At 69.3% G+C, this 22,585-nt stretch carries 26 protein-coding genes; 12 read left to right on the top strand and 14 right to left on the bottom strand.

The genetic code is table 11. The features are described from left to right. Window positions 1-41: 41 nt before the first annotated feature. Window positions 42-1,208, bottom strand: coding sequence for an MFS transporter (locus A6I89_RS01480; protein WP_044991362.1), 1,167 nt, complete (start codon window positions 1,206-1,208; stop codon window positions 42-44). Window positions 1,209-1,463: 255 nt separating this feature from the next. Between A6I89_RS01480 and A6I89_RS01475 the strand changes: the two genes are divergently transcribed. Beyond that, a complete protein-coding gene (locus tag A6I89_RS01475) occupies window positions 1,464-2,129 on the top strand; it encodes a FadR/GntR family transcriptional regulator (RefSeq protein WP_013416713.1) in 666 nt (221 codons plus the stop codon). Window positions 2,130-2,156: 27 nt separating this feature from the next. Here A6I89_RS01475 and A6I89_RS01470 read toward each other — a convergent pair whose 3' ends face one another. The 4 genes from A6I89_RS01470 to A6I89_RS01455 form a co-directional block, all read right to left on the bottom strand. Then, window positions 2,157-3,011 (bottom strand): TIGR02569 family protein, encoded by an 855-nt coding sequence (locus A6I89_RS01470; protein WP_005518784.1) that lies wholly within the window; start codon window positions 3,009-3,011, stop codon window positions 2,157-2,159. 79 nt (window positions 3,012-3,090) lie between these two features. Then, a complete protein-coding gene (gene moeZ / locus A6I89_RS01465; RefSeq protein WP_044991363.1) occupies window positions 3,091-4,269 on the bottom strand; it encodes an adenylyltransferase/sulfurtransferase MoeZ in 1,179 nt (392 codons plus the stop codon). A 42-nt stretch (window positions 4,270-4,311) separates the two neighbouring features. Continuing rightward, the gene (locus A6I89_RS01460) at window positions 4,312-5,067 is read right to left on the bottom strand and encodes a beta-phosphoglucomutase family hydrolase (protein WP_013416715.1); all 756 of its coding nucleotides are present in this window, start codon (window positions 5,065-5,067) and stop codon (window positions 4,312-4,314) included. A gap of 9 nt (window positions 5,068-5,076) precedes the next feature. Beyond that, window positions 5,077-6,165, bottom strand: coding sequence for a DUF3152 domain-containing protein (locus A6I89_RS01455; RefSeq protein WP_013416716.1), 1,089 nt, complete (start codon window positions 6,163-6,165; stop codon window positions 5,077-5,079). 360 nt (window positions 6,166-6,525) lie between these two features. Here A6I89_RS01455 and A6I89_RS01450 point away from each other — a divergent pair, with 360 nt between their 5' ends. Then, on the top strand, window positions 6,526-7,197 hold the full coding sequence (locus tag A6I89_RS01450) for an HTH-type transcriptional activator FasR (protein ID WP_013416717.1): 672 nt from the start codon (window positions 6,526-6,528) through the stop codon (window positions 7,195-7,197). A 67-nt stretch (window positions 7,198-7,264) separates the two neighbouring features. Here A6I89_RS01450 and A6I89_RS01445 read toward each other — a convergent pair whose 3' ends face one another. Together A6I89_RS01445 and A6I89_RS01440 are read right to left on the bottom strand one after the other, a co-directional pair. Further along, a complete protein-coding gene (locus tag A6I89_RS01445) occupies window positions 7,265-7,495 on the bottom strand; it encodes a DUF3107 domain-containing protein (protein WP_022597096.1) in 231 nt (76 codons plus the stop codon). 106 nt (window positions 7,496-7,601) lie between these two features. Further along, a complete protein-coding gene (locus A6I89_RS01440; RefSeq protein WP_005518776.1) occupies window positions 7,602-8,282 on the bottom strand; it encodes a ferritin-like fold-containing protein in 681 nt (226 codons plus the stop codon). Between the two features lie 370 nt (window positions 8,283-8,652). Between A6I89_RS01440 and A6I89_RS01435 the strand changes: the two genes are divergently transcribed. Together A6I89_RS01435 and A6I89_RS01430 are read left to right on the top strand one after the other, a co-directional pair. Then, window positions 8,653-10,290 carry a DEAD/DEAH box helicase gene (locus A6I89_RS01435; RefSeq protein ID WP_005518774.1) on the top strand — a complete coding sequence of 546 codons (1,638 nt, stop codon included), beginning with the start codon at window positions 8,653-8,655 and terminating at the stop codon, window positions 10,288-10,290. Window positions 10,291-10,310: 20 nt separating this feature from the next. Further along, window positions 10,311-11,525: an Rv3212 family protein gene (locus A6I89_RS01430; protein ID WP_022597098.1), complete on the top strand. Its 1,215-nt coding sequence runs from the start codon at window positions 10,311-10,313 to the stop codon at window positions 11,523-11,525. A gap of 15 nt (window positions 11,526-11,540) precedes the next feature. On the opposite strand, the gene A6I89_RS01425 is transcribed toward A6I89_RS01430, so the two are convergent. Next, window positions 11,541-12,344: a ParA family protein gene (locus A6I89_RS01425; RefSeq protein WP_013416719.1), complete on the bottom strand. Its 804-nt coding sequence runs from the start codon at window positions 12,342-12,344 to the stop codon at window positions 11,541-11,543. A gap of 55 nt (window positions 12,345-12,399) precedes the next feature. On the opposite strand from A6I89_RS01425, the gene A6I89_RS01420 reads away from it, so the two are divergent. Together A6I89_RS01420 and A6I89_RS01415 are read left to right on the top strand one after the other, a co-directional pair. After that, window positions 12,400-13,014, top strand: a complete 615-nt coding sequence (locus A6I89_RS01420; RefSeq protein WP_044991317.1) for an acid phosphatase — start codon at window positions 12,400-12,402, stop codon at window positions 13,012-13,014. Window positions 13,015-13,037: 23 nt separating this feature from the next. Further along, window positions 13,038-13,526: a GNAT family N-acetyltransferase gene (locus A6I89_RS01415; protein WP_044991318.1), complete on the top strand. Its 489-nt coding sequence runs from the start codon at window positions 13,038-13,040 to the stop codon at window positions 13,524-13,526. A gap of 13 nt (window positions 13,527-13,539) precedes the next feature. On the opposite strand, the gene A6I89_RS01410 is transcribed toward A6I89_RS01415, so the two are convergent. Then, on the bottom strand, window positions 13,540-13,962 hold the full coding sequence (locus tag A6I89_RS01410) for a hypothetical protein (protein WP_022597104.1): 423 nt from the start codon (window positions 13,960-13,962) through the stop codon (window positions 13,540-13,542). A gap of 45 nt (window positions 13,963-14,007) precedes the next feature. On the opposite strand from A6I89_RS01410, the gene A6I89_RS01405 reads away from it, so the two are divergent. Together A6I89_RS01405 and A6I89_RS01400 are read left to right on the top strand one after the other, a co-directional pair. Beyond that, on the top strand, window positions 14,008-14,964 hold the full coding sequence (locus A6I89_RS01405; protein WP_022597106.1) for a diacylglycerol/lipid kinase family protein: 957 nt from the start codon (window positions 14,008-14,010) through the stop codon (window positions 14,962-14,964). Between the two features lie 338 nt (window positions 14,965-15,302). Beyond that, entirely contained in the window at window positions 15,303-15,557 is a 255-nt protein-coding gene (locus A6I89_RS01400) for a WhiB family transcriptional regulator (RefSeq protein WP_005518766.1), read from the top strand. 89 nt (window positions 15,558-15,646) lie between these two features. On the opposite strand, the gene A6I89_RS01395 is transcribed toward A6I89_RS01400, so the two are convergent. Together A6I89_RS01395 and A6I89_RS01390 are read right to left on the bottom strand one after the other, a co-directional pair. Further along, the gene (locus A6I89_RS01395) at window positions 15,647-17,158 is read right to left on the bottom strand and encodes a sensor histidine kinase (protein WP_005518765.1); all 1,512 of its coding nucleotides are present in this window, start codon (window positions 17,156-17,158) and stop codon (window positions 15,647-15,649) included. Between the two features lie 28 nt (window positions 17,159-17,186). Next, window positions 17,187-17,438 carry a biotin/lipoyl-binding carrier protein gene (locus A6I89_RS01390; protein WP_115155946.1) on the bottom strand — a complete coding sequence of 84 codons (252 nt, stop codon included), beginning with the start codon at window positions 17,436-17,438 and terminating at the stop codon, window positions 17,187-17,189. A gap of 72 nt (window positions 17,439-17,510) precedes the next feature. On the opposite strand from A6I89_RS01390, the gene A6I89_RS25060 reads away from it, so the two are divergent. Continuing rightward, window positions 17,511-17,585 carry a 50S ribosomal protein bL37 gene (locus tag A6I89_RS25060; RefSeq protein WP_022597109.1) on the top strand — a complete coding sequence of 25 codons (75 nt, stop codon included), beginning with the start codon at window positions 17,511-17,513 and terminating at the stop codon, window positions 17,583-17,585. A 73-nt stretch (window positions 17,586-17,658) separates the two neighbouring features. Here A6I89_RS25060 and rsrA read toward each other — a convergent pair whose 3' ends face one another. Continuing rightward, window positions 17,659-17,958, bottom strand: a complete 300-nt coding sequence (gene rsrA, locus A6I89_RS01385; protein ID WP_005518761.1) for a mycothiol system anti-sigma-R factor — start codon at window positions 17,956-17,958, stop codon at window positions 17,659-17,661. After that, complete coding sequence (locus A6I89_RS01380) at window positions 17,955-18,626, bottom strand: sigma-70 family RNA polymerase sigma factor (RefSeq protein WP_169717430.1); 672 nt, start codon at window positions 18,624-18,626, stop codon at window positions 17,955-17,957. The genes rsrA and A6I89_RS01380 overlap by 4 nt, the downstream gene beginning before the upstream one ends. 234 nt (window positions 18,627-18,860) lie before the next feature. Between A6I89_RS01380 and ybaK the strand changes: the two genes are divergently transcribed. Both ybaK and A6I89_RS01370 read left to right on the top strand, forming a co-directional pair. Next, window positions 18,861-19,355, top strand: coding sequence for a Cys-tRNA(Pro) deacylase (gene ybaK, locus A6I89_RS01375; protein ID WP_013416724.1), 495 nt, complete (start codon window positions 18,861-18,863; stop codon window positions 19,353-19,355). A gap of 73 nt (window positions 19,356-19,428) precedes the next feature. After that, on the top strand, window positions 19,429-20,454 hold the full coding sequence (locus tag A6I89_RS01370) for an LLM class flavin-dependent oxidoreductase (protein ID WP_005518754.1): 1,026 nt from the start codon (window positions 19,429-19,431) through the stop codon (window positions 20,452-20,454). Here the strand turns inward: A6I89_RS01370 and A6I89_RS01365 are convergent. Further along, a complete protein-coding gene (locus A6I89_RS01365) occupies window positions 20,441-21,196 on the bottom strand; it encodes an SOS response-associated peptidase (protein WP_022597113.1) in 756 nt (251 codons plus the stop codon). The two genes, A6I89_RS01370 and A6I89_RS01365, sit on opposite strands and share 14 nt — an antisense overlap. Window positions 21,197-21,233: 37 nt before the next feature. Between A6I89_RS01365 and aroA the strand changes: the two genes are divergently transcribed. Then, entirely contained in the window at window positions 21,234-22,583 is a 1,350-nt protein-coding gene (gene aroA, locus A6I89_RS01360; RefSeq protein WP_037085019.1) for a 3-phosphoshikimate 1-carboxyvinyltransferase, read from the top strand. Window positions 22,584-22,585 lie beyond the last annotated feature (2 nt).

The following is a 22,585-nucleotide window of genomic DNA, read 5'->3' as shown; positions in this document are numbered from 1 at the left end:
ACGATCGCCCGGCCGGGCGGTGAGGTCCACGAACGTCCAGGTCAGGCGGCTTTCGCACCCCAGCTGTCTTCGAGCATGCGGGGCTTGCACGCCGCCCACGCCGAGATCAGGACCACGACGACGGCGACACCGAGCAGCGCGAACGGCGCGCCCCAACCGCCGGTCGACTCGTGCAGTACGCCGAACAGCAGGGGCCCGACGCACGCGACGGTGTAACCGATGCCCTGGGTGAATCCGGACAGCGCGGCGGACCCGGCGTGCGTCCGGGTGCGCAGGTTGATCAGCGTCAGCGACATCGGGAACGTGCTGGGGCCGAGGCCGATCACGACCACCCACAGGATGGGCGCTGCCATCGGCGCGAGGAACAGGCCGGTGAACCCGATCGCGTAGGCGAGCGCGCAGCCCACGACGATGGGGAACGGGTTACGCATCCGGGCGCACACGCTCGGCGCCGCGAACGCCGCGATCAGGCCCATGAACGAGAACACCGCAACCATGCTGCCGCCGAACGATTCGCTCGCCCCCGCCTCGGTGAGGATCTTCGGGATCCACGTGAACATCGAGTACGTGATCAGGGATGTCATCCCGAACATGCCGGCCATGCCCCAGCCGACGGGCGAACGCCACGGGCGTCCCGGCGCGTGCGACTCGGCGGGCAGCGCCGCCGCGGCGGCGGCGCCGCCGACCTGCTTGCGCCCGCGGGCGAGGATCATCAACCACGGCGCGGCAGCCGCGAAGCCCAGCAGCGACCAGACGCCGATCGAGATCCGCCAGTCGAACGCGTCCGCGAGCGGCACCGCGACCGTGGCGGGCAGGATCGTGCCGATCTGCACACCCGTGATGTAGACCGAACTCATGAGCGCCAATCGGTCGCCGAAGTACCGCTTGACCAGCGGCGGGATCACGACGTTACCGATACCCATGCCGCCGAGGGCGAGTGCCGACAACGCCAGCAGCGACCACGTGTCCGACACCATCGCGCGGGTGAGCATCCCGACGCCGGCCATCATCATGCCCAGCAACGCGGTCCATTCGAGCCCCAGCCGACGCGCGATGGCAGGAGTGAGCAGGCCGAAGACCGCGAACATCGCCGTCGGGACCATGCCGAAGACGCCGACCACGGTGGACGAGAAGCCCAGTTCCGAGCTGATCTGGTCCGCCAGCGGCGTGAACGAGGTGACCGCCGTTCGCAGCACCAGCGCCGACATGGCGATCGCGGCGAAGACGAGTACCCGGCCTGCCAGGAGCGGTTGTGGCCCGCGCGGGGCCGTGGCGATGGATCCCGCGGAGCGGGAACTGCCTGCAGGCGCGGTCATGTACTGCCTCGTTCCGTGATCGATCGGAGAAAATTCGGGAGCGCTCTCGCCGGGGCTTTGGCACTCGACCGGATAAATCATAGGATGACCGGATGAAAGAGGGCAAAGCATAATTCGTGTGACGCCCGTCTACCCGCAGGAGCTCCGTTGCAACCCGTTCGCCGCAGCACCCTGATCACGCAGGTGACCGACCAGCTCCGGGACGAGATCCGCTCCGGCAAGTGGCCGGTCGGCTCACGCATCCCCACCGAGCCGGAGCTCTCCGAACTCACCGGGACCGGTCGCAACACGGTGCGTGAGGCCGTCCAGGCCCTCGTCCACACCGGACTGCTCGAACGACGACAAGGGTCGGGCACGTACGTGCTCGCGGCCTCCGAAGTGAGCGGCACGCTGGGCAAGTACTTCGCCGGCGCGCACGAACGCGACGTCCTGGAACTGCGCCAGTCGCTCGACGTGACGGCCGCGGGACTCGCCGCGCGTCGGCGCGACGACCAGGACATCCGGAACCTGCGCGCCCTGCTCGCCGCCCGCAGCGAGGCCTGGCACGGCAGCGATCTACGCACGGCGATCACGGCCGACATCGCATTGCACCGCGGCATCGTCGCCGCCAGCCACAACCGCGTGTACCTCGAGTTCTACGACTCGCTGCTCCCCGCGATCGAGGAGACGGTCACCAAGCACGCCTCCGCGACGGGCGCCGCATTCCACGACGAGCACAGCGAACTGGTAGAGGCGGTCATCGACGGCGACAGCGTGCGCGCCGTCGCGGCGGCCCGCTGCTTCTTCGACGAACTGCTCGCGGGCTACGCCTAGACCCGGCGGCAGCTGGGGTCGGTGTGGCTAGAGGATCAGCCGCACCAGATCCGCGGTCCGCAGCAGACCGGGCAGCGCGTCGGGCGTCGAGCGCGGATGCAACGCATGGACGGAGAGCCGGAAGAGCAACGCCCGCAACAGCATCTGCGGCCACTCGGGTAGATCTTCCCAGCGCCCGATCAACCCCTCGTCGGCGCCGCCCCACGACAGTGCGTCGACGACGACCACACCGGCCGCCCACGCGGCGGGACGCCAGTACGGGGTGATGTCGGTGACGCCGGGCGCGGCGCTGCCGTCGAACAGCACGGTGCCGAACAGGTCTCCGTGCACGAGCTGGTCCGGGGACCGCACGGGCTTGCGCAGGGTCGCGAGCTGACCGATCACGTCGACGCTGCGCTTGGCATCGGGAGTGAGGTCCTCGAGCGCCCCCGCCGCACGGGCCGTCCGCAGCGGGACCGTTTCCCACGCGGCCCGATCCGCGGCGACGAAGACGTCGACGTCCGCCCACGGCGCCACCGGCGGCTGGGCGAGGAATCGAGGTCGCTCGAGCTGCGCGGTCGCGGCGTGCAGGCGCAGCGACAACGACACCACCTCGTCGTGCCGAGGCTCGGACGAGCCCGTCAGGAAGGTGTCGGCGCGCCAACCGGAGACGACGTAGCGGCCGTCGGTGGCCCGCACCGGGCGGGCGAGGCGCACCGCGTCGACCGCGAGCGTCTCGCGTACCTTCGCGGACCACGCCGCGCGTGCATGATCGGCTACCGCCGACAGCACGACGTCACCGCAGCGCCAGCCGCCGTCCCAGTCGGCACCCAACGCGACCGGCTCGACCTCACGGAGACCGAACGTGGAACAGACGTGCTGGGGCGGTTGCGTAGAGCTCACGGCCGTCAGGCTACCGCCGCAGACCGTCCGTTTCGGTGAGGCTCTCCGAAGGCCGCGCTGATTGGATCCGGGGGGACGTTCAGTAGACCGGGAGGGACGGGTCGACCTGGTTCGCCCATGCGACGACCCCGCCCTGCAGATGCACCGCGTCGGCGAACCCGGCCTTGCGGACCGCGGCCAACGCCTCCGCCGAGCGGATGCCGGTCTTGCAGTGCAGCACGATCCGCTTGTCCTGCGGTAGTTCGGAAAGGGCCTCCCCCGACAGGATCCGGTCCTTGGGGATCAGGGTCGCACCGGGCAGGTGCACGATGTCCCATTCCACCGGCTCCCGCACGTCGACGATCGCGATATCGGCACCCGCGTCGAGCAGCGCGCGCAGTTCGCGCGGGGTGATCGTGGCGTCGCGCTCGGCCTCGGGAACCGACGTCACCCCGCAGAACGCGTCGTAGTCGACGAGTTCGGTGACGGCCACCCGGTCGGGGTCGCGGCTGAGCCGCACGGTCCGGTAGTTCATCGCGAGAGCGTCGTAGATCATCAGCCGGCCCAGCAGCGACTCCCCGATGCCGGTGATCAGCTTGATCGCCTCGGTCGCCATGATCGACCCGATCGACGCACACAGGACGCCGAGCACGCCCCCCTCCGCGCACGACGGCACGGTGCCCGGGGGCGGCGCCTCCGGGTACAGGTCGCGCAGCGTGATGCCGCGCCCGTCGGGGGCGGCGTCCCAGAACAGCGACACCTGCCCCTCGAACCGGTAGATCGACCCCCACACGTACGGGCGCCCGGCCAGCACGGCGGCGTCGTTGACGAGGTAGCGCGTCGCGAAGTTGTCGGCGCCGTCGAGGATCAGATCGTACTCGCCGAAGAGTTCGACGGCGTTGGACGCATCGAGCCGGAACTCGTGCAGGCGGACGTCGACGTGCGGGTTGATCTCCACGATCTTCTCCCGCGCACTCTGCGCCTTGGGCCGTCCGACGTCGGCGGTGCCGTGGATGACCTGACGCTGCAGATTCGACTCGTCGACGACGTCGAAGTCGACGATGCCGATCGTGCCGACACCCGCCGCCGCGAGGTACATCAGCGTCGGCGAGCCCAGCCCGCCCGCTCCGATGACCAGCACGCGGGCGTTCTTCAACCGCTTCTGTCCCGTCGTACCCACGTTCGGGATGATCAGGTGCCGGCTGTAGCGGGCCACCTCGTCGCGGCTCAACTCCGCCGCAGGCTCCACCAGAGGGGGAAGCGGACTCTTCGCGGACACCACACGCTCCTGAACTCGACCGGTCAACGCTCGTCGTCCAGCCTAGGCGGTCGGCAATCTCACCTCGAGGTCGCTCAGGTCGGACACCACGACGTCCGCACCGGCCTCCCGGAGCGCGTCCGCATGATGAGCACGGTCGACGCCCACGACCACCCCGAAGCCCCCACGCCGGCCCGCCTCGACGCCGGCCAGCGCATCCTCGAGCACCACGCACTCCGACGCGGACAAACCCAGTCGCCGGGCGCCCTCCAGGTACGTGTCGGGCTCCGGCTTACCGGCGAGCGCCAAGCGGTCGACGTCCACGCCGTCGACCCGGGCGTCGAACAGGTCGGTCAGGCCGGCCGCGTCGAGCACGCGGACCGCGTTGCGGCTGGCGGTCACCAACGCGACCGGCACGCGCGCCGCTCGCAGTCTCCGGACGAGTGCGACGGTGCCGGGGAACGCCTCGACCCCGTGCTCCTCGAGTTCGTGACCGAACATCGCATCCTTGCGGGCCGCCAGTCCGCACACCGTGTGCTCGGTCGGGGGATCCGACGGCCGGCCGTGTGGGATGTCGATCGAGCGGGAGGCCAGGAACGACGCGACGCCGTCGACGCGTGGCCGGCCGTCCACGAACTGCAGGTAGTCGTCGGACGTGAAGGGTGGTTCGCCGCGGCCCCGTTCGGCCAGGAAACCGTCGAACAGTCGCTTCCATGCCCGTTCGTGCACGCGTGCGGTGTCGGTGACCACGCCGTCCATGTCGAACAGGAATCCGGCGCACACGGCGTCCCCGATGCGGGCGGCTCCGGCGGCGGTCACGGTCGGTCCTCAGCCTCGGGGGTACGGCCAGGGGTTGAAACGGCACACCTTGCCGTCCATCGGGACGACGCCCTCCGGGTCGAGCTTGGCGATGTCGTTGTTGGCGGTGCCGAACGACTGCTGCATCATCACCGGCGCGAGCCCGCCGTCGGTCTCGCACGGCTGATGCGCCTGGTACCCGATGGCGTGCCCCACCTCGTGGTTGATCTGGTACTGCCGGTACGAACCGATGTCGCCCTGGAAGGCGGTGGCGCCGCGCACCCAGCGGGGCTCGTTGAGCACCACCCGGTCGATACCCGGGTTGAAGCAGGACACCTCGAGCTGGATGTCGTAGCCACAGGCCTCGCGGATCGTCATCTGCGAGGTCAGCGAGATCCGGAAGTCCGGCCCGTTCCCGTTCTTCAGTAGCGGATCGGTCGCGTCGACGCGCCGGAACGCGAATCGCGGATCCCGTGTCCAGCTCTTGGGGTTGCCGAGCGTCTGGTCCACCATCCGGCCGAACGCCTCGTCGCCGCCCAGACCCGCCGTGTCGATTCCGTCCTCGACCTCGACGCTGTACGTGAACACGCGCTCGGTACCCTGCCCGACCTGACCGGTCGTGCCGGGCACCACGTGCCAGGTGCCTGCTCCCGTGGCGGTGAACGGCCCGCCGTCGGGCAGCGCACCGGCGGGCACGGTGTCGGCGAAATTGCCGTCCGCGAGGGGCGGGACGCCGACGATGTCGGTGCCGTCCTCGTGGCTGAGCACACCGAATCCGGGGTCGTCGGAGGCCGCGGAGTCGGAATCACCGATCCCGCGGACAGCGTCGACGAGCACCAGCACCGTGACGATCAGGAGGACCGGGATCGCGTAGGCGCGCCACCCGTACATCGAGACGAACCTGCCGAGTTTGCTCTGCTTGCGGACGTCCCGCTCGGGTCGTGGAGCCCGGGGACGACCGATGTTCCGGCGGGTCGGATCCCACAGCGCGCGCAGCGGCTCGTGCGGATCGGGTACCCGGCCGGGGTCGATGCCGGAGGCCCGGTAGTCACCGGATCTCGGGTCGTCGGACGCCTCGGGAACTGTGCCCCCCAGGCGCGGTCCTCCTCGGTCAGTCACCCCGCCAGAATCTCACAGACCGCCCGACGGTTCACCCGGCGCGCCGGAAATCCGGAGGGCACGACCCCCGTGTGTGAGGTGCCCCACCGGCCGCTGCACAGCTCCCGCGGCACCCCGCACCGCCACCGCCGGCGGGCGACCGCTCACCGCGCCGCCGTGTCCCGCGTGGGGAATCCTGGAATACTCGCAGACAGGGGGCGTGACGGTGCCCGGCACACGGCGCGTCGACGACAAGTTCAGTACAGCGAAATAGGCCGAGAAGCGTCCGGGTATCGTGCAAATGATTTATCTTGCCCCGAGACGTTCGTGAGAGGTCGGACACCGAACGAAGCGGGGCTCTTTGTGCAGATTGGGAGCGACATGACTGAACTCGCGGATCGGACACACTCCGATCGCGCCGCCACGACCGCAAACGGTCAGGGCACCCGCCGCAACACCCGGCTACCCCGGGACGCGCGGCGTCTTCAGTTGCTCGCGGCCGCCAGCGAGGTCTTCGTCAGCCGCGGCTACCACGCCGCCGGCATGGACGAGATCGCCGAGTGCGCCGGCGTGAGCAAGCCCGTCCTGTACCAACATTTCCCGGGCAAGCTGGAGTTGTACGTAGCGGTGCTGCAGAGCTACGTCGACACCCTGATCTCGGGAGTGCGGCAGGCACTGCGGTCGACCACCGACAACCGGCAGCGCGTCCGGGCGGCCGTGCAGGCATTCTTCGACTTCGTCGACACCGACACCCAGGGCTTCCGTCTGGTGTTCGAGTCCGACCTGATGGGCGAGCCCCAGGTGGCACGTCGCGTCGAGCAGGCCACCGAGGCCTGCGTCGATGCCGTGTTCGACCTCGTCGCGCACGACTCGGGACTCGATCCGTACCGCGCTCGAATCCTCGCCGTCGGCCTGGTCGGCGCGAGCCAGTTCACCGCACGGTACTGGCTCGAGGCTGCGCGGCCGATCCCCAAGGAGGAGGCGGTCGACACCACCGTCGCTCTGGCCTGGGGTGGCCTCTCCCACGTGCCGCTGCACGCGGAGACCAAGTAGTCGGTCCGCCGACGAGCGAAGGGCGCGGAGTCTTCGAAGACCCCGCGCCCTTCGCGTACATCCGGATCTAGCTGGTCGGCGCGAACCCGACCTTGCGGCTGTCGGACGGGCCGATCTCCACGTAGGTGATCCGCGCTGCCTGGACGAGGAACTTGCGTCCCTTCTCGTCGACGAGCGAGAGCACACCGCCCGCGTCTCCGAGCGCCTTCGTCACGTGCGCCTCCACCTCGTCGGGCGTGAGGACGCTGTTGACGACGAGCTCACGCGGGCTGTCAGTTACACCGATCTTGACCTCCACGGTCAACCTCCGAACTCTCCGAGCGCTTGAAGCTGTCCCGGCCAGGTTAATGCAGCGCTGCCCGCCCGGGCCTGCCGCGACGCTGTGCTGAGAGCGAACAGCGCGCTCAGACCAGGCCCAGCACCGCCATCCGCTCGGCGTGCTTCGCCTGCATGTTGTCGAACAGAGCGGCGACGCCGTTGAGGCTGCCGGTCGCCGTCATCACGAGGTCGGTGAGGTCCTCGCGGCGTGCGAGGACGAACTGGGCCTGCGTGATCGCCTCCCCGAGCAGCCGGCGACCCCACAGCATCAGCCGGTCCTTCTCGCTCTTGCTCGCGGCTACCGCGGCACGAACCTCCTGCACGACGAACTCCGAGTGGCCCACTTCGGCCAGCACCTCGCGGACGATCCCGCCCACCGTGGGATCGAGCGAGTGCGCGATCTCGAGGTAGAAGTCGGCCGCGATGCCGTCACCCACGTACGCCTTCACGAGCGACTCGAGCCACGTCGAGGGGTCCGTCGACGCGTGGTAGGCGTCCAGGGCACGAACGAACGGGTCCATGGCCGCGTACACCTCGATGCCCCGGTCCGTGAGCGCCCTGTGCAGCGTCTCGAAGTGACCCATCTCGGCGGCGGCCATGCTCGCGAGCGCGACCCGTCCCTGCAGCGTGGGAGCCATCCGGGCGTCCTCCGCCAGGCGATAGAACGCGGAGATCTCGCCGTACGCGAGAACTGCGAACAACTCGGCCACACCCGGGTGGTCGGCAGCGATGGCGGGCACGGACGACGTCGGTGAATCGGCTCCCATGACGCCACAGCCTAATCCGTCCTGTGACGTACCCCCGGGAGCGACAGGACTCGCCCGGATACGTGATCTGCGCCATCAGGTGTCGGGCGTGACGGGGTGGGCCGCTACAATTGTGTCGGGAGACCGATATTTCCGCGCTGGTCCCGGTACCGGAGCACGACATCCGGAGTGCCGAATTCGAGTTTGGATTCGAACGATTCGGGCGCGAAACGGATACGGACTCCCGAAGATAATGTGCGCGCACCTGATCGACGGCGCTCGCCGCGTCTCGCCGAGATCCACGCGATCTCCGCGCTGAGACGGAGGCTGGGCCACCGCACAAGAGGGCACCGACATCGGCCGACTTACGGCCTGGCCCCTTACCTCGTGCGTGCGTGCCGATACGAGGAAGGCCAGTTCCCTGAGCAAGATCACGATCGACCACGAAGACAGTAACCACGCAGCAACCGAGACCACGCTGTCCGCGCAGCTGGACGAGACGCACACCCCGCCGACCTTCGGCGAGCTGGGCGTCCGCGACGAGATCGTCAAGGCGCTCGCCGAGATCGGCATCGAGCGCACGTTCGCCATCCAGGAGTTGACGCTCCCCCTCGCCCTCGCCGGCGACGACCTCATCGGTCAGGCCCGCACCGGCATGGGCAAGACGTTCGGCTTCGGTATTCCGCTCCTGCACCGGGTGTCCACCGCCGATTCCGGCACCACCCCGCTCGACGGCACACCCCGCGCCCTCGTGATCGTGCCGACGCGCGAGCTGTGCGTCCAGGTCACGCAGGACCTCGAGAACGCATCGAAGTACCTGAAGTCCGGCGAGAAGAAGCTCGAGGTCCTGTCGATCTACGGCGGCCGCCCGTACGAGCAGCAGATCGACGCGCTCCGCAAGGGCGTCGACGTCGTCGTCGGTACCCCGGGCCGCCTGCTCGACCTCGCCAACCAGGGTCACCTGATCCTCGGCAAGGTCGGCGTCCTGGTCCTCGACGAGGCCGACGAGATGCTCGACCTCGGGTTCCTTCCCGACATCGAGCGCATCCTCGGCATGGTGCCCGACAAGCGGCAGACGATGCTGTTCTCGGCCACGATGCCGGGCCCGATCATCACGCTGGCGCGCACGTTCCTGACGCAGCCGACGCACATCCGCGCCGAGGAGGCGGACTCGTCCGCCGTCCACGAGCGGACCACGCAGCACATCTACCGCGCCCACGCACTCGACAAGGCCGAGATGGTGGCCCGCGTCCTGCAGGCCGACGGCCGCGGCGCGACGATGATCTTCACCCGCACCAAGCGCACCGCGCAGAAGGTCGCCGACGACCTGAACGAGCGCGGGTTCAACGTCGGTGCCGTGCACGGCGACCTCGGCCAGATCGCCCGCGAGAAGGCGCTCGCCGGCTTCCGTAGCGGCAAGGTCGACGTCCTGGTGGCCACCGACGTCGCGGCCCGCGGCATCGACATCGACGACGTCACGCACGTCATCAACTACCAGTGCCCGGAAGACGAGAAGACCTACGTGCACCGCATCGGCCGCACGGGTCGCGCCGGTCGCACCGGTATCGCGATCACGCTCGTGGACTGGGACGACGTCCCCCGCTGGCAGCTGATCGACAAGGCTCTGGCTCTCGGTGTGCCCGACCCGGTCGAGACCTACTCGAGCTCGCCGCATCTGTACGAGGACCTCGGTATCCCCACGGACGCAAAGGGTTCGATCCGCAAGCCGCGCGCCGAGCGTCCGGCCAAGGAGCACAAGGACGCCCCGGCCGCCGAGAAGTCGGAGAAGTCGGACGCTCCCAAGCGTTCACGCCGCCGCACCCGTGGCGGTAAGGCCACCGACGGTTCGGCGTCGGCCGCCGCGACCGCGACGTCCGGCGAGAAGACCCCCGAGGTCGCCTCGTCGACGACCGACGAGGCCGGCTCCGCGCCGCGTCGCCGTCGTCGCCGCCGTCGTCCCGCATCCGCCGAGGGCGCACCGGCGCAGACCGACTCCCAGCCCGTGAGCGTCACGGCAGCCGCCGAGTAGTTCGGGGTAACCTGCCACCTGTGCTGGCACCCGAGCGTCGTACCCGTCTGGACGTCGCCGTCGCCGCGACCATCGCGATCGTCGTCGCGGTCGCCGCGGCGGTGATCTGGATTCGGAGCGACGCTCGGGGTACCACCTCGGTGACCGCGGATGCTCCCGCGTCCACTGTCGACACTCCCCTGTCCCCGCCCGCGTCGCTGACCGAGATCTGGCGTGCCGCGAGCCCGGAATCGGCCGCCCCCATCGTCGCCGACGGCACGGTTGCGACGGCCGACGGCGGAACGGTTCTCGGGCGGGACCCCGTCACCGGCACCGAGCGGTGGCGGTACCAGCGGGACATGCCGCTGTGCGGCGCGATCGGAGCCTGGAACACGGTGGTCGCGGTCTATCGCGATCAGCGGGGCTGCAGCCAGGTCACCCAACTCGACGGAGCGACCGGACAACGTGAGGCGCAGCGTTCCAGCGACGCCGACGACACGGTCACCCTCTCCTACGACGGCACGTACGTGGTGTCCCGCGGCTCGGAGCGGATGGAACTGTGGCGGTCCGACCTGGTCCGCACGCTCGAGTTCGGACGGGTCGACGCGCCGATCAACCCCGGCAAGCAACCGCGCCCCGACTGCTCCCTGAAGTCGGCGGCAGCCGGCGGCACCCGAGTGACCGTGCTGATGAACTGCCCCGGCGAGGCCGGCGACCGGATCAGCGTCCTCGACGCCGCCCCGAAGGACAATCAGGAACCGAAGGAGGCCGGCTCGACGCTGCTGACCGGGCCGGGCGCCGACACGTCCGGGGCCCGGCTCATCGCGGCGTCCGGCGACCGCACCGCGGTGTACCTGCCGGCCGGACCGATTTCCGAGGCCCGCATCGCCGTGGTCGACGGCGAGGGCACCGAGATCGCGTCCCACCCCGCCACCACCCCGGTCGCCGACGGCGCGACCGCCGCCCGCAACGGTTCCGTCTTCACGTGGTGGACCGGTACCGAGCTCATCGCGCTCTCCACCAGCGAACTGGCGCCGAAGTGGACGATGACCGGCGCTCTGGGCCCCGGCGCGATCATGGCCGGTTCACTGCTGGTTCCGGTACCCGGCGCGATCGCCGTCCTCGATCCCGCCACGGGCACCGAGCGGGCGCGGATTCCCGTAACCCGAGGCAGTGACGCCGGCCCGATCGCGACATCGGTCCTGGGCGACATCGTCCTCGAGCAACGCGGCGACGAGGTCGTCGCGCTGCGCTGAGTCACGCGGGCACGGTCAGGCAGTTCCCTCGTACGGCGAGAAGGTGACGAGCTCGGCGTCACCGGTCCAGTGCGCCGAAAGATGATGCGCCAGTTGACGATACGCCTCGCCACCCTTGTTCTTGCGTCCCGCCAGGACCGTCGCGCCGGACGCCGACGCCTCCGCGAACCGCACCGTCCGAGGAATCGGCGGGGCCAGCACCGGAAGGTCGTAGCGATCCGAGACGTCGGACAGGACGTCGCGGCTGTGCGTGGTGCGCGCGTCGTAGAGGGTGGGCAGCGCACCGAGCAGAACCAGGTCGGGATTGGTGATCTGTTGGACCTCGGACACGGTCCGCAACAACTGCCCCACGCCACGGTGCGCGAGCGTCTCGCACTGCAACGGCACCAGAACCTGTTGCGCCGCGGTCAATCCGTTGAGGGTGAGCACCCCCAGCGACGGCGGGCAGTCGACGATGATCACGTCGAAGTCGTCGAGCACCGGCGCGAGGGCGCGCTTGAGCGCGAACTCACGGCCCGGGCGCATCAGCAGCAGCGCCTCCGCGCCCGCGAGGTCGATGGTTGCGGGGAGCAGCTTCACGCCGTCGTCGGTGTCGAGCAGCACGTCCGCGACCGGGACGTCGCCCGTGAGGACGTCGTGCACCGACGCCTCGAGCCGATCGGGGTTGTGCCCCAACGAGAATGTCAGACATCCCTGCGGGTCCAGGTCCACCACCAGCACCCGCCGGTCGAGATCCACGAGCGCCGCCCCCAGAGACGCGACCGTCGTGGTCTTGGCTACCCCACCCTTTTGATTCGCTACAGCCAGTACCGTCGTCACGGCCTAGATCCTTGCGTACTCGAGGCCCGAAGGCGAGGGTTCGAGCGCACCCGGCATGATTGATCCCATGACCCCACGCGAGCGCCGACTGGTTCTGCTGCGACACGGGGAGACCGAGTGGGCGCGCCTCGGCCGGCACACGAGCACCACCGAGGTCCCTCTCACCGAGCGCGGCGCGGCCCAGGCCCGGGCGGTCGGCGCGCAGTTGACCGAACTCGCGCTGGACGATCCGCTCGTCGTCACCAGCCCCAGACGCCGGGCGCACGTCACCGCAACGCTCGCCGGGCTGACCCACGACCGTCACTGGGACGCGTTGACCGAGTGGGACTACGGCGAGTTCGAGGGCCTGACCACCCCCGAGATCCGCGAGCAGGTCCCCCATTGGACGGTGTGGACCCACCCCTGCCCGGGCGGCGAGACCCACGAGATGGTCGACTCCCGAGCCGACATGGTGGTGCACACCGCCGAGGCTGCTCTCGCGGACCGCGACGTCGTGCTGGTGGGACACGGCCATTTCATGCGGGCTGTGATCGCGCGCTGGGTGGAGCTGCCCGTGACCGAGGGGCGACGTTTCCTACTCGATCCCGCCGCGCACACGGTCCTGTCCTACGAGCACGGGTTCCGCACCATCCGAGCCCACAACGTGACCCCGAGAGAAGGCCTCCAGTGAGTGAATCGACGAGCCCGACCGCGGTGATCCGTCGTGCGACGCCCGCCGACGTCGACGCCGTCACCCGCTTGATCTACGAACTCGCCGAGTGCGAGAAGGCCCGGCACGAGTGCACCGTGGTTCCCGAGCAGCTCGCCGCCGCTCTCTTCGGCCCCGAGCCCGCGGTGTTCGCCCACGTCGTCGAGGTGCCGACGCCGGAGGGGCCGACGGTCGTGGGGACGGCCATCTGGTTCCGAAACTTCTCGACGTGGGACGGCGTGCACGGGATCTACCTGGAGGATCTGTACGTCACGCCCGAGCACCGGGGTGCCGGCTACGGCACGGCGCTGCTGGCGACGCTCGCCGAGGAGTGCGTGACGAAGGGATACACGCGGCTGGCGTGGTCGGTGCTGAACTGGAACACGCCGTCGATCGGCTTCTACGAGTCACTCGACGCGGTCGCCCAGGACGAGTGGACGACCTACCGGCTCACCGGCGACCCGCTGGCGGCTCTCGCCGCCCGGGTGTCGTGATCGGCCGCCGCGCTCATTCCTCGTCTGCGTCCGGAGCCCCGTAGGCCTCGGCCATCCAGCGGGAGGTGCTGCCGGCGAACAGCATCGCCAGCGCCGCCAGCACCACCGCGCCGAGCAGGACGCCCCAGAACCAGCGGTGCGAGGTGAGCACGTACCACGTGACGGGCAACAGCAGCAGCTGCGCCATGAGGGCGATCGTTCGGCCCCAACGCTGACCACGCAGCAGTGCGACGCCGGCCGCCAGTACGGCGCCACCGAGAATCAGGAACCAGGCGGCGGTGCCGTAGCCGCTCGTGACGCTCTGGTCGGCACCGAGCAGACCCCGCACCACCAGGAAGATCGCGAAACCGACGGCGACCGCGCCTTCGAGGGCGACGAGCACGCCGGCCCGCCGGACCGTGCTGGGAGTCGGGGCGGGTGCAGGCTGATTCGACACGCAGCCAGCCTATACATCGACCGGACCCGGCTAGGCTGATGCCCCGTGCGCGCGCTGCTGATCGTCAACCCCAACGCCACCTCGACCACTCCCGCGGGACGAGACCTCCTCGCACACGCGCTGTCGAGTCGGGTCCGCCTCGACGTCGCGCACACCACCCACCGCGGACATGCCGGCGAACTGGCGGCGCAGGCCCGCACCGACGGGGTCGCGTTGATCATCGTCCACGGCGGCGACGGCACGGTGAACGAGGTGGTCAACGGTCTGCTCGGCGAGCCGCACCCCAGATCCATGCGGTCCGTTCCGATCGGGCCGATACCGCTGGTCGCGGTGGTCCCGGGTGGATCGGCGAACGTCTTCGCCCGCTCGCTGGGCATCGAGCCCGACCCGGTCGACGCCACGAATCAGCTGATCGACCTCCTGGCCGCGCGCCGGCGCCGGACGATCGGCCTCGGTCACTGCGACAACCGCTGGTTCACCTTCAATGCGGGGATGGGCCTCGACGCGCAGGTCTGCGAAGCCGTCGACAAGGGCCGCAACAACGGGCAGGCGGTGACGCCGGGGCGCTACGTGCGTCACGCCGTCCGCGCCTTCTTCCGAGCGAAGCGCGAGGAGCCGACTTTGACTGTCGAGGTCCCGGATCGCGACCCCATCGACGGCATCCACTACGCGTTCGTCTCGAACTCGACACCGTGGACGTACCTGAACAGGCGTGAGGTGCACACCAACCCGGGAACCGGCTTCGACACCGGCCTCGGCCTGTTCGCGATGCGCACGATGCGCGTCTTTGCCAGCCTTCGCGTAGTTCGTCAACTACTTTCGGCCGGATTATCGCCTAAATCACATTCATTGATTCGATTCGACGATGTTCCGCAAATCCGTATCCGTTCGAGTTCCCCCATCGGGTTGCAAATGGACGGCGACTATATCGGCCTGCGAACCGATGTGACATTCGTCGCCGTGCCCGGCGCACTCGAGGTCGTGGCCCCCGCGCCGCGCTGATCCGCGCGGCGCCCAGGATCCCCCGCAGCGGCACCGCCGCGGCCCCGTTCCACTGAATCGAACGACCGATCGGGACCCCTCAGCCGTCCGATCGGCCACCGCGCTGGACCCAAATGTCCAGATGGGGTGCGCAAACCCGCAGGTGGGTGTAGAAAGGACGAGGGCCCACATAGGGGAGCCTAACCGAGTGAGCTTGCCCACGGTGCAACCGATTTCTATTGACTTCCCCTGGGTTCGTGAAAGCATTCACAAGTAACAGCGCTGAAACTTCCAAGTAAGCGCCCATGAACTTGTGAATACATAACGGTGCACATTGCACCCAGTTAAGGAGTAGAAGGATGGACTGGCGTCACACTGCAATCTGTCGCGACGAGGATCCCGAACTGTTCTTCCCGGTGGGAAACAGCGGTCCGGCCCTTGCGCAGATCGCTGATGCCAAGGTTGTCTGCAACCGTTGCCCCGTCACCGCCGAGTGCCTGTCCTGGGCCCTCGAGTCCGGCCAGGACGCCGGCGTCTGGGGCGGCATGAGCGAAGACGAGCGTCGCGCCCTCAAGCGCCGCAACGCCCGCACGCGCGCACGCACCGCGGTCTGATACGGCTTTCGCAGGAGGGCCCGGCACCTATCGGTGCCGGGCCCTCCTGCTTTCCACGCGTTTCGTGACGCGAACGTAAGAAAGGTCGGTCAGCCGCGCGGTGAGCGGCGGCCCAACGGCACCCGCAGCACGGCGTCGGTTCCGCCGTCCGGCGACGGGTGCAGCCCGAGGGAGCCACCCAGTTCGGCGCCCACCAGGGTCCGCACGATCTGGAGCCCCAGACGGTCCGACTTCTCGAGACTGAATCCCGGCGGCAGTCCACGGCCGTCGTCGTGGATGACGACGTCGAGCCAGCGCGCGGAACGGTCCGCCCGCAGATACACCGTTCCCGACTCCCCCGGCTCGAAGGCGTGCTCGATCGCGTTCTGCACGAGTTCCGTCAGCACCATCACCAAAGGCGTCGCCCGCTCGGCCGAGAACACCCCCAGACTGCCCTCCCGCTCGATCTTGATCGGCATGTTCACCGACGCGACGTCGGCGAGGATCGGCACGAGGCTGTCCACGACCTCGTCGAGGTCGACCTCCTCGTCCACCGACATCGACAACGCATCATGAACCAGCGCAATGGAAGTCACGCGGCGGACCGACTCGCTGAGCGCCTGCCGCGCCTCCTCGTTCTCGGTCCGGCGGGCCTGCAGTCGCAAGAGCGCGGCGACCGTCTGGAGATTGTTCTTGACCCGGTGGTGGATCTCGCGGATCGTCGCGTCCTTGCTCAGCAACGCGCGGTCTCGCCGCTTGACCTCGGTGACGTCGCGGATGACCACGGCAGCGCCGACCACCTGACCGCGCGGTTTGAGCACGAGCGCCCGGAGCAGGACGGTGGCTCCGCGGGCCTCGATCTCCATCCGGTGGCCGAGCCGACCGCCGAGCGTGCCGCTGATGTAGTCGGCCACTTCCTGCGACTCGAACGGGTCGTTGATGAGCGAGCGCGTCGTGGACGCCAGGTCCTTGCCCACCAGATCGGTGTTCAGCCCCATGCGGTGATACGCCGACAGCGCGTTGGGGCTCGAGTAGACGACGCGGCCTGCGGGGTCGAGACGGATGAAACCGTCGCCCGCGCGGGGGCTCGAATTGGTGTCCGAGCGCGTCTCGGGATTGGGGAACGTCCCCTCGCTGATCATCTGGCACAGGTCCGCCGCGCAATCGAGATACGCGATCTCGAGTGGGCTCTGGGCACGCTGCTGCGCCAGATTGGTGTCCCGGCTGAGGACGGCGATCACCTCGCCGTCGCAGCGCACCGGGACCGCCTCACGACGGAGCGGGGTTCCCCCGCGCCACGTGCGGTCGACCTCGCTGACGATCTCGCCCTCGACGAGTGCCCGCAGTACCTGCGGGTGCTCGGACTCCGAGACCACGGACCCGACGGCATCGTCGGGAAACGCCGTGGAGGCGGTCGTCGGCCGGCACTGCGCGACGCACACGACGGTCCCGGGCATTGCGCCGTCGGTGCCCTCCGGTCGTTCGGTGGCCACCCACAGCAGGACATCGGCGAAGGACAGGTCCGCGAGCAACTGCCATTCGCCGACCACCTGCTGCAGGTGGTCTACCGCGTTACCGGGAAGGTCGGTGTGCTCGGCGAGCAGGTCGCTCAGGGTCGACATGTGCCAGGCTCCGAATCGCTTCTCTGGTTCAGCTGATGGTGGCGATCAGATCGCCCTGCTGGATGACGTCGCCTACCTTCACGTCGACGGACGTCACCTTGCCGGCGACCTCGGCCAGAACGGGGATCTCCATCTTCATGGACTCGAGGATCACCAGGGTGTCGCCCTCGTCGACCTCTTCGCCTGCACTGACAACGACCTGGTAAACGGTCGAAACCATCTCGGCGCGCACATCTTCTGCCACCTGGCACCTCACTGTTCGTGGACGGTCGCGGACCAGCCAATGGAACCACAGCCAACCACACGTGAAACACTAGGACGAACCCGAGTTCGAACAGAGAAGGAGCTACTCATGGGTAAGCGTGGTCGTAAGAAGCGCAGCCGCAAGGGCAACGCCGCCAACCACGGCAAGCGTCCCAACGCCTGAGTAAGGCTGTAGACGAGAATCGGGGGCCGGCAAGCCACAGCTTGCCGGCCCCCGATCGTCGTATCGGACCAGGTCAGCGGTCGGTCTCGCGATCCACTACCGGTCCGGCGTCGCTGACGACCACCGTGCGGCGGATCTCGATCGACAGGCGTTCCCGGAGCCCGGCGGGTGCATGATCCCCGCCACACTTGCGCCCGATCAGTCTCTTGACCTTCTCCTCGATGCCGTACGCCGCGAAGCATGCACCGCAGGTCTCGAGATGGTGCTCGATTCGCGCTCGGGAATGCTCGTCGCACTCGCTGTCGAGCAGCAACCACACGTCCGCGATCACCGCCGAGCAGTCCAACTGCTCGAACTCGTTCTCCCCGGTCACCGAGTAACCTCCTGCTCCGCCTCGACCTCAGTGCTGTGCCCGGCGGCGTCGACGGCGCCCCCGCGGTTGAATCCACGTTCCCGCGCGACATCCGCGAGCAGACCCCGCAACTGCTTGCGCCCGCGGTGCAGTCGGGACATCACGGTGCCGATCGGCGTGCCCATGATCTCCGCGATCTCCTTGTAGGGAAATCCCTCGACGTCGGCGTAGTACACCGCCATCCGGAACTCCTCCGGCAGTTCCTGCAGGGCTGCCTTGATGTCGTCGTCCGGGAGGGCGTCGAGCGCCTCGACCTCCGCGGACCGCAGACCGGTGGAACTGTGCTCGGCCGTCGCGGCCAACTGCCAGTCGGTGATCTCGTCCGTCGGGTACTGCGCAGGCTGACGCTGCTTCTTGCGGTAGGAGTTGATGTAGGTGTTGGTGAGGATCCGGTACAGCCAGGCCTTGAGGTTGGTCCCCTCCTTGAACGAGCGGAACGCCGAGTACGCCTTGACGTACGTCTCCTGCACCAGGTCCTCGGCGTCCGCGGGATTGCGCGTCATGCGCAGCGCGGCACCGTACAGCTGATCGAGGAGCGGTAGCGCGTCACGCTCGAACCGCTCGATCACCTGGTCCTGGGACTCCGGCCCATCACCCGCAGATTCGTTCGCGGGTTCGTGATCGTCCAGCACACTGATCCCTTCGCTAGCCGTAGGGGTCAAGGCTACCGCCAACCCCGGGGCCGTCGAGGGATGCGTCTCGGTCACGAAACCGGCCGTCGTCGATCCGGTCACGATCTCCGGACGAACCCGTTCTGCACACAACACCGGCACGTACCACTCCCTTCGCTGATGCAGCGTCTCGCGAGGTATCAACAGCACGGGGCGAGAGTCTGTTCCCGGACCGCTCTAGAGTCAGTGCTCATGGCCGGAACATCGACTCCCGCAACGAAGCTGCTCGACAAGGAGAAGGTTGCGCACCGGATCCACTCGTACGACCACGACGCCCGCGCGGCGTCGTACGGCGACGAGGCGGTCGAGTCGCTGGCCGGACAGCTCGGGGTCGAACCGGGACAGATCTTCAAGACGCTCGTCGTCAAGACCGACACCGGCAAGCTGGCGGTGGCGGTGTTGCCGGTGCCGTCGAAGCTGTCCCTCAAGGCGGCCGCCGCGGCGTTGGGCGCGGGCAAGGCCGTCATGGCCGAGCAGTCCGACGCGGAGAGGTCCACGGGGTACGTGCTGGGCGGAATCTCGCCGCTCGGCCAGCGCAAGCGCCTCCCCACGGTGGTCGACGCGTCCGCGCTCACGTGGGATCGCGTGCTGTGCAGCGCGGGCCGGCGGGGGCTCGAGATCGAGGTGGCTCCGCAGGACCTGGTGCGGCTGGCGGGCGCGGTGGTCGCGGAGATCACCACCGGCTGACGCTCCCGCCTAGGAATCTGTGGGCGGCTCCCGCTGTTGCCCTGTGGGAAGAAACTTCGACGAACGAAAGACGGTGCCCGGCGTGTCTGGTCTCTCCCTGCCCATCTCGATCCTCGACCTTGCCCACATCGGTACCGACGAGAGCGCCGCCGACAGCTTCCGGGCGAGTGTGGAGATGGCCCGCAACGCGGAGCGGTGGGGCTACGAGCGGATCTGGTACGCCGAGCACCACAACATGCCGGCGATCGCGTCGTCGGCGACGAGCGTGCTGATCGCTCACGTCGCCGCGCACACCGAGCGGATCCGGCTCGGTTCGGGCGGCATCATGCTGCCCAACCATGCTCCGCTGACGATCGCCGAGCAGTTCGGCACCCTCGCCGAGCTGCATCCCGGCCGCATCGACCTGGGTCTGGGCCGCGCCCCCGGCAGCGACCAGCAGACGATGCGGGCGCTGCGCCGCGACCCGAGCTCGGCGGAGTCGTTTCCGCAGGACGTGCTCGAGCTGCAGGGCTACCTGACCGGGCCGTCCCGGGTGCCCGGCATCGAGGCGACCCCGGGCAAGGGCACGAACGTGCCGCTGTACATCCTGGGTTCGTCGCTGTTCGGTGCCCAGCTCGCGGCCGCACTGGGTCTGCCGTACGCGTTCGCGTCGCACTTCGCCCCGGCCGCGTTGGACGACGCGATCGCGATCTACCGCCGCGAGTTCCGCCCGTCCGCACAGCTTGCCGAGCCGTACGTGATCGCCGCCGTCAACGTGATCGCCGCCGACACCGACGAGGAGGCGCAGCGGCAGTTCCTCGAGACCAAGCGCAAGCGGGTCGGGCTGTTCGTCGGACGCGGGCGCACCTTCACACCGGAGGAAGCGGACATGATTCTCGAGTCGCCCGCGGGCCGGCAGGTGCTGGCGATGGTCCGGTACACCGCCGTCGGCACGCCGACCGTGGTGGGCGACTACCTCGACCGGTTCGCCGCGCAGACGGGCGCCGACGAGCTGATGGTGGTGTCGTCGGCCACCGAGCGCTCCGCGTGGATGCGTTCGCTGGAACTGGTTGCCGACGTCGCCGGCCTCACGGCACGGCAGCCGCTCACAGCAGGCTGATCTGCTCCCCTGCCCGGTCGCCCACATCGGGCGCCAGGAGGTCGGGGCCGTTGTTGCGGACGCTGTTCACCTTCGGTGACACGCGCCGGATCTCGACGGCCGCGGCCTCCTCGAGGCTCGGCCGGATCAGGTCGGGATGACCGAGGCTGTCCGGATCCAGCCAGGCGTCCCAGCGGTCCCGCGGCAGGATCAGCGGCATGCGGTCGTGCACGTTCGCGAGCTGGTCCACCGACTCCGTGGTGAGGATCGTGGTCGACAGCAGCGGCGCCTCCCGCGGAGCCTTCGGGTCGTGCCACACCGACCACAGCCCCGCCATGAAGAGCCGCTCACCGTCGCCCCGGGACATGTAGTACGGCACCTTCACGGCCTTGCCGTCCGCGGTCGGCTCGGTCTGCCACTCGTACCAGCCGTCCATCGGCACGAGGCACCGCTTGAACCGCAGCGACGTCTTGAACGCCGCTTTGGTGGCGACGGTCTCGGACCGAGCGTTGAACAACGGCGCACCCTTGCCCGGCTCGGTCGCGTACGACGGCACCAGTCCCCAGCGCATCCGCCGGATCCGGCGCCGCACCGGGCTGTCGTCGTCGCCCCGGTCGTGCCGCGCGACGACCGTCAGCACCTGGGTCGTGGGCGCGACGTTGTAGTCCGCGGTCCCGGAATCGGTCTCCCCCGTCTCGTTCACGGCGTCGAGTTCCACCGCGAGCGTCGCGGGGTCGGCCGTCGTCGCATACCTGCCGCACATGCCTCCATGCTGGCACGGATCACCGACACGTTCCGTCATGAGAGAAGATGGACCGGTGAGTCGTGAGAGCCTGTGGAGAGCGCCCCGAGCCGAAGCCCCCGTGGATGCGTCCGTGACGCTGCCCGGATCGAAGTCGATCACCAACCGGGCGCTGATCCTCGCGGCGCTCGCGTCGGGACCGTCCACCATCACCGGCGCTCTGCGAAGCCGCGACACCGATCTGATGATCCAGGGCCTGCGCGCGCTGGGCGTCGCCATCACCGCCACCCCCGACCCCGCGACCGGCACCACGCTGCATGTCGTGCCCGGCCCGATGACCGGCGCCGCGGTGGACTGCGGGCTCGCCGGCACCGTGATGCGGTTCCTGCCGCCCGCCGCCGCCCTGGCCGAGGGCACCGTCGCCGTCGACGGCGACGAGCAGGCCCGCACCCGGCCGCTGGGCACGATTCTCGACGCGCTGCGCGGGCTCGGCGCCGACATCGACGGTGACGCGCTGCCGTTCACCGTGCACGGTCACGGTGGCCTGCGCGGCGGGACGGTGACGATCGACGCCTCCGGCTCGTCGCAGTTCGTGTCCGGGCTGCTGCTCTCGGCAGCCCGATTCGACGAGGGTGTGACCGTCCGGCACCAGGGCGGCTCGCTGCCGTCGATGCCGCACATCGACATGACCGTCGAGATGCTGCGCGAGGCAGGCGTCACCGTCCACACGCCGGGCGAGAGCGGCGACGCCGACACCTGGAAAGTGTTGCCTGGCAAGATCGATCCGGTGGACTGGGTCGTCGAGCCCGACCTTTCGAACGCGACGCCGTTCCTGGCCGCGGCCGCCGTCACCGGTGGCACCGTGCGGGTGCCGCTGTGGCCGTCGCGCACCACGCAGCCGGGAGATGCGATCCGCGGAATCCTCGCGGAGATGGGCGCCGACGTCCGACTCGAGGAGGGCGTGCTCTCCGTGACCGGGCCGAAGACGTTGCGCGGCATCGACATCGACCTGCACGACATCGGCGAACTCACTCCCACCGTCGCGGCGCTGGCGGCCCTCGCGGACGGCCCGTCGGTGCTGCGCGGCATCGCGCACCTGCGCGGCCACGAGACCGATCGGCTGGCGGCGCTCGCCACCGAGATCGGCAAACTGGGCGGCGCGGCCACCGAGACCGCCGACGGCCTGCGCATCGAGCCCCGACCGCTGCACGGGGCCCAGTGGCACTCGTACGCCGATCACCGGATGGCCACCGCCGGCGCGATCCTCGGACTCGTGGTCGACGGCGTCGACATCGAGGACGTCGGCACCACGGCGAAGACGCTGCCCGGGTTCGAGAACCTGTGGACGGCCATGCTCGACGAGACACGGTCCGCGTCGGGACCCGCCGAGCAGGAGGCGCTGTCCTGAGC

Source organism: Prescottella equi (genome assembly GCF_002094305.1).
GTDB lineage: Bacteria > Actinomycetota > Actinomycetes > Mycobacteriales > Mycobacteriaceae > Prescottella > Prescottella equi.
Note: the sequence above shows the minus strand (reverse complement) of the source record. Positions and strands in the feature narration are given on the sequence as shown.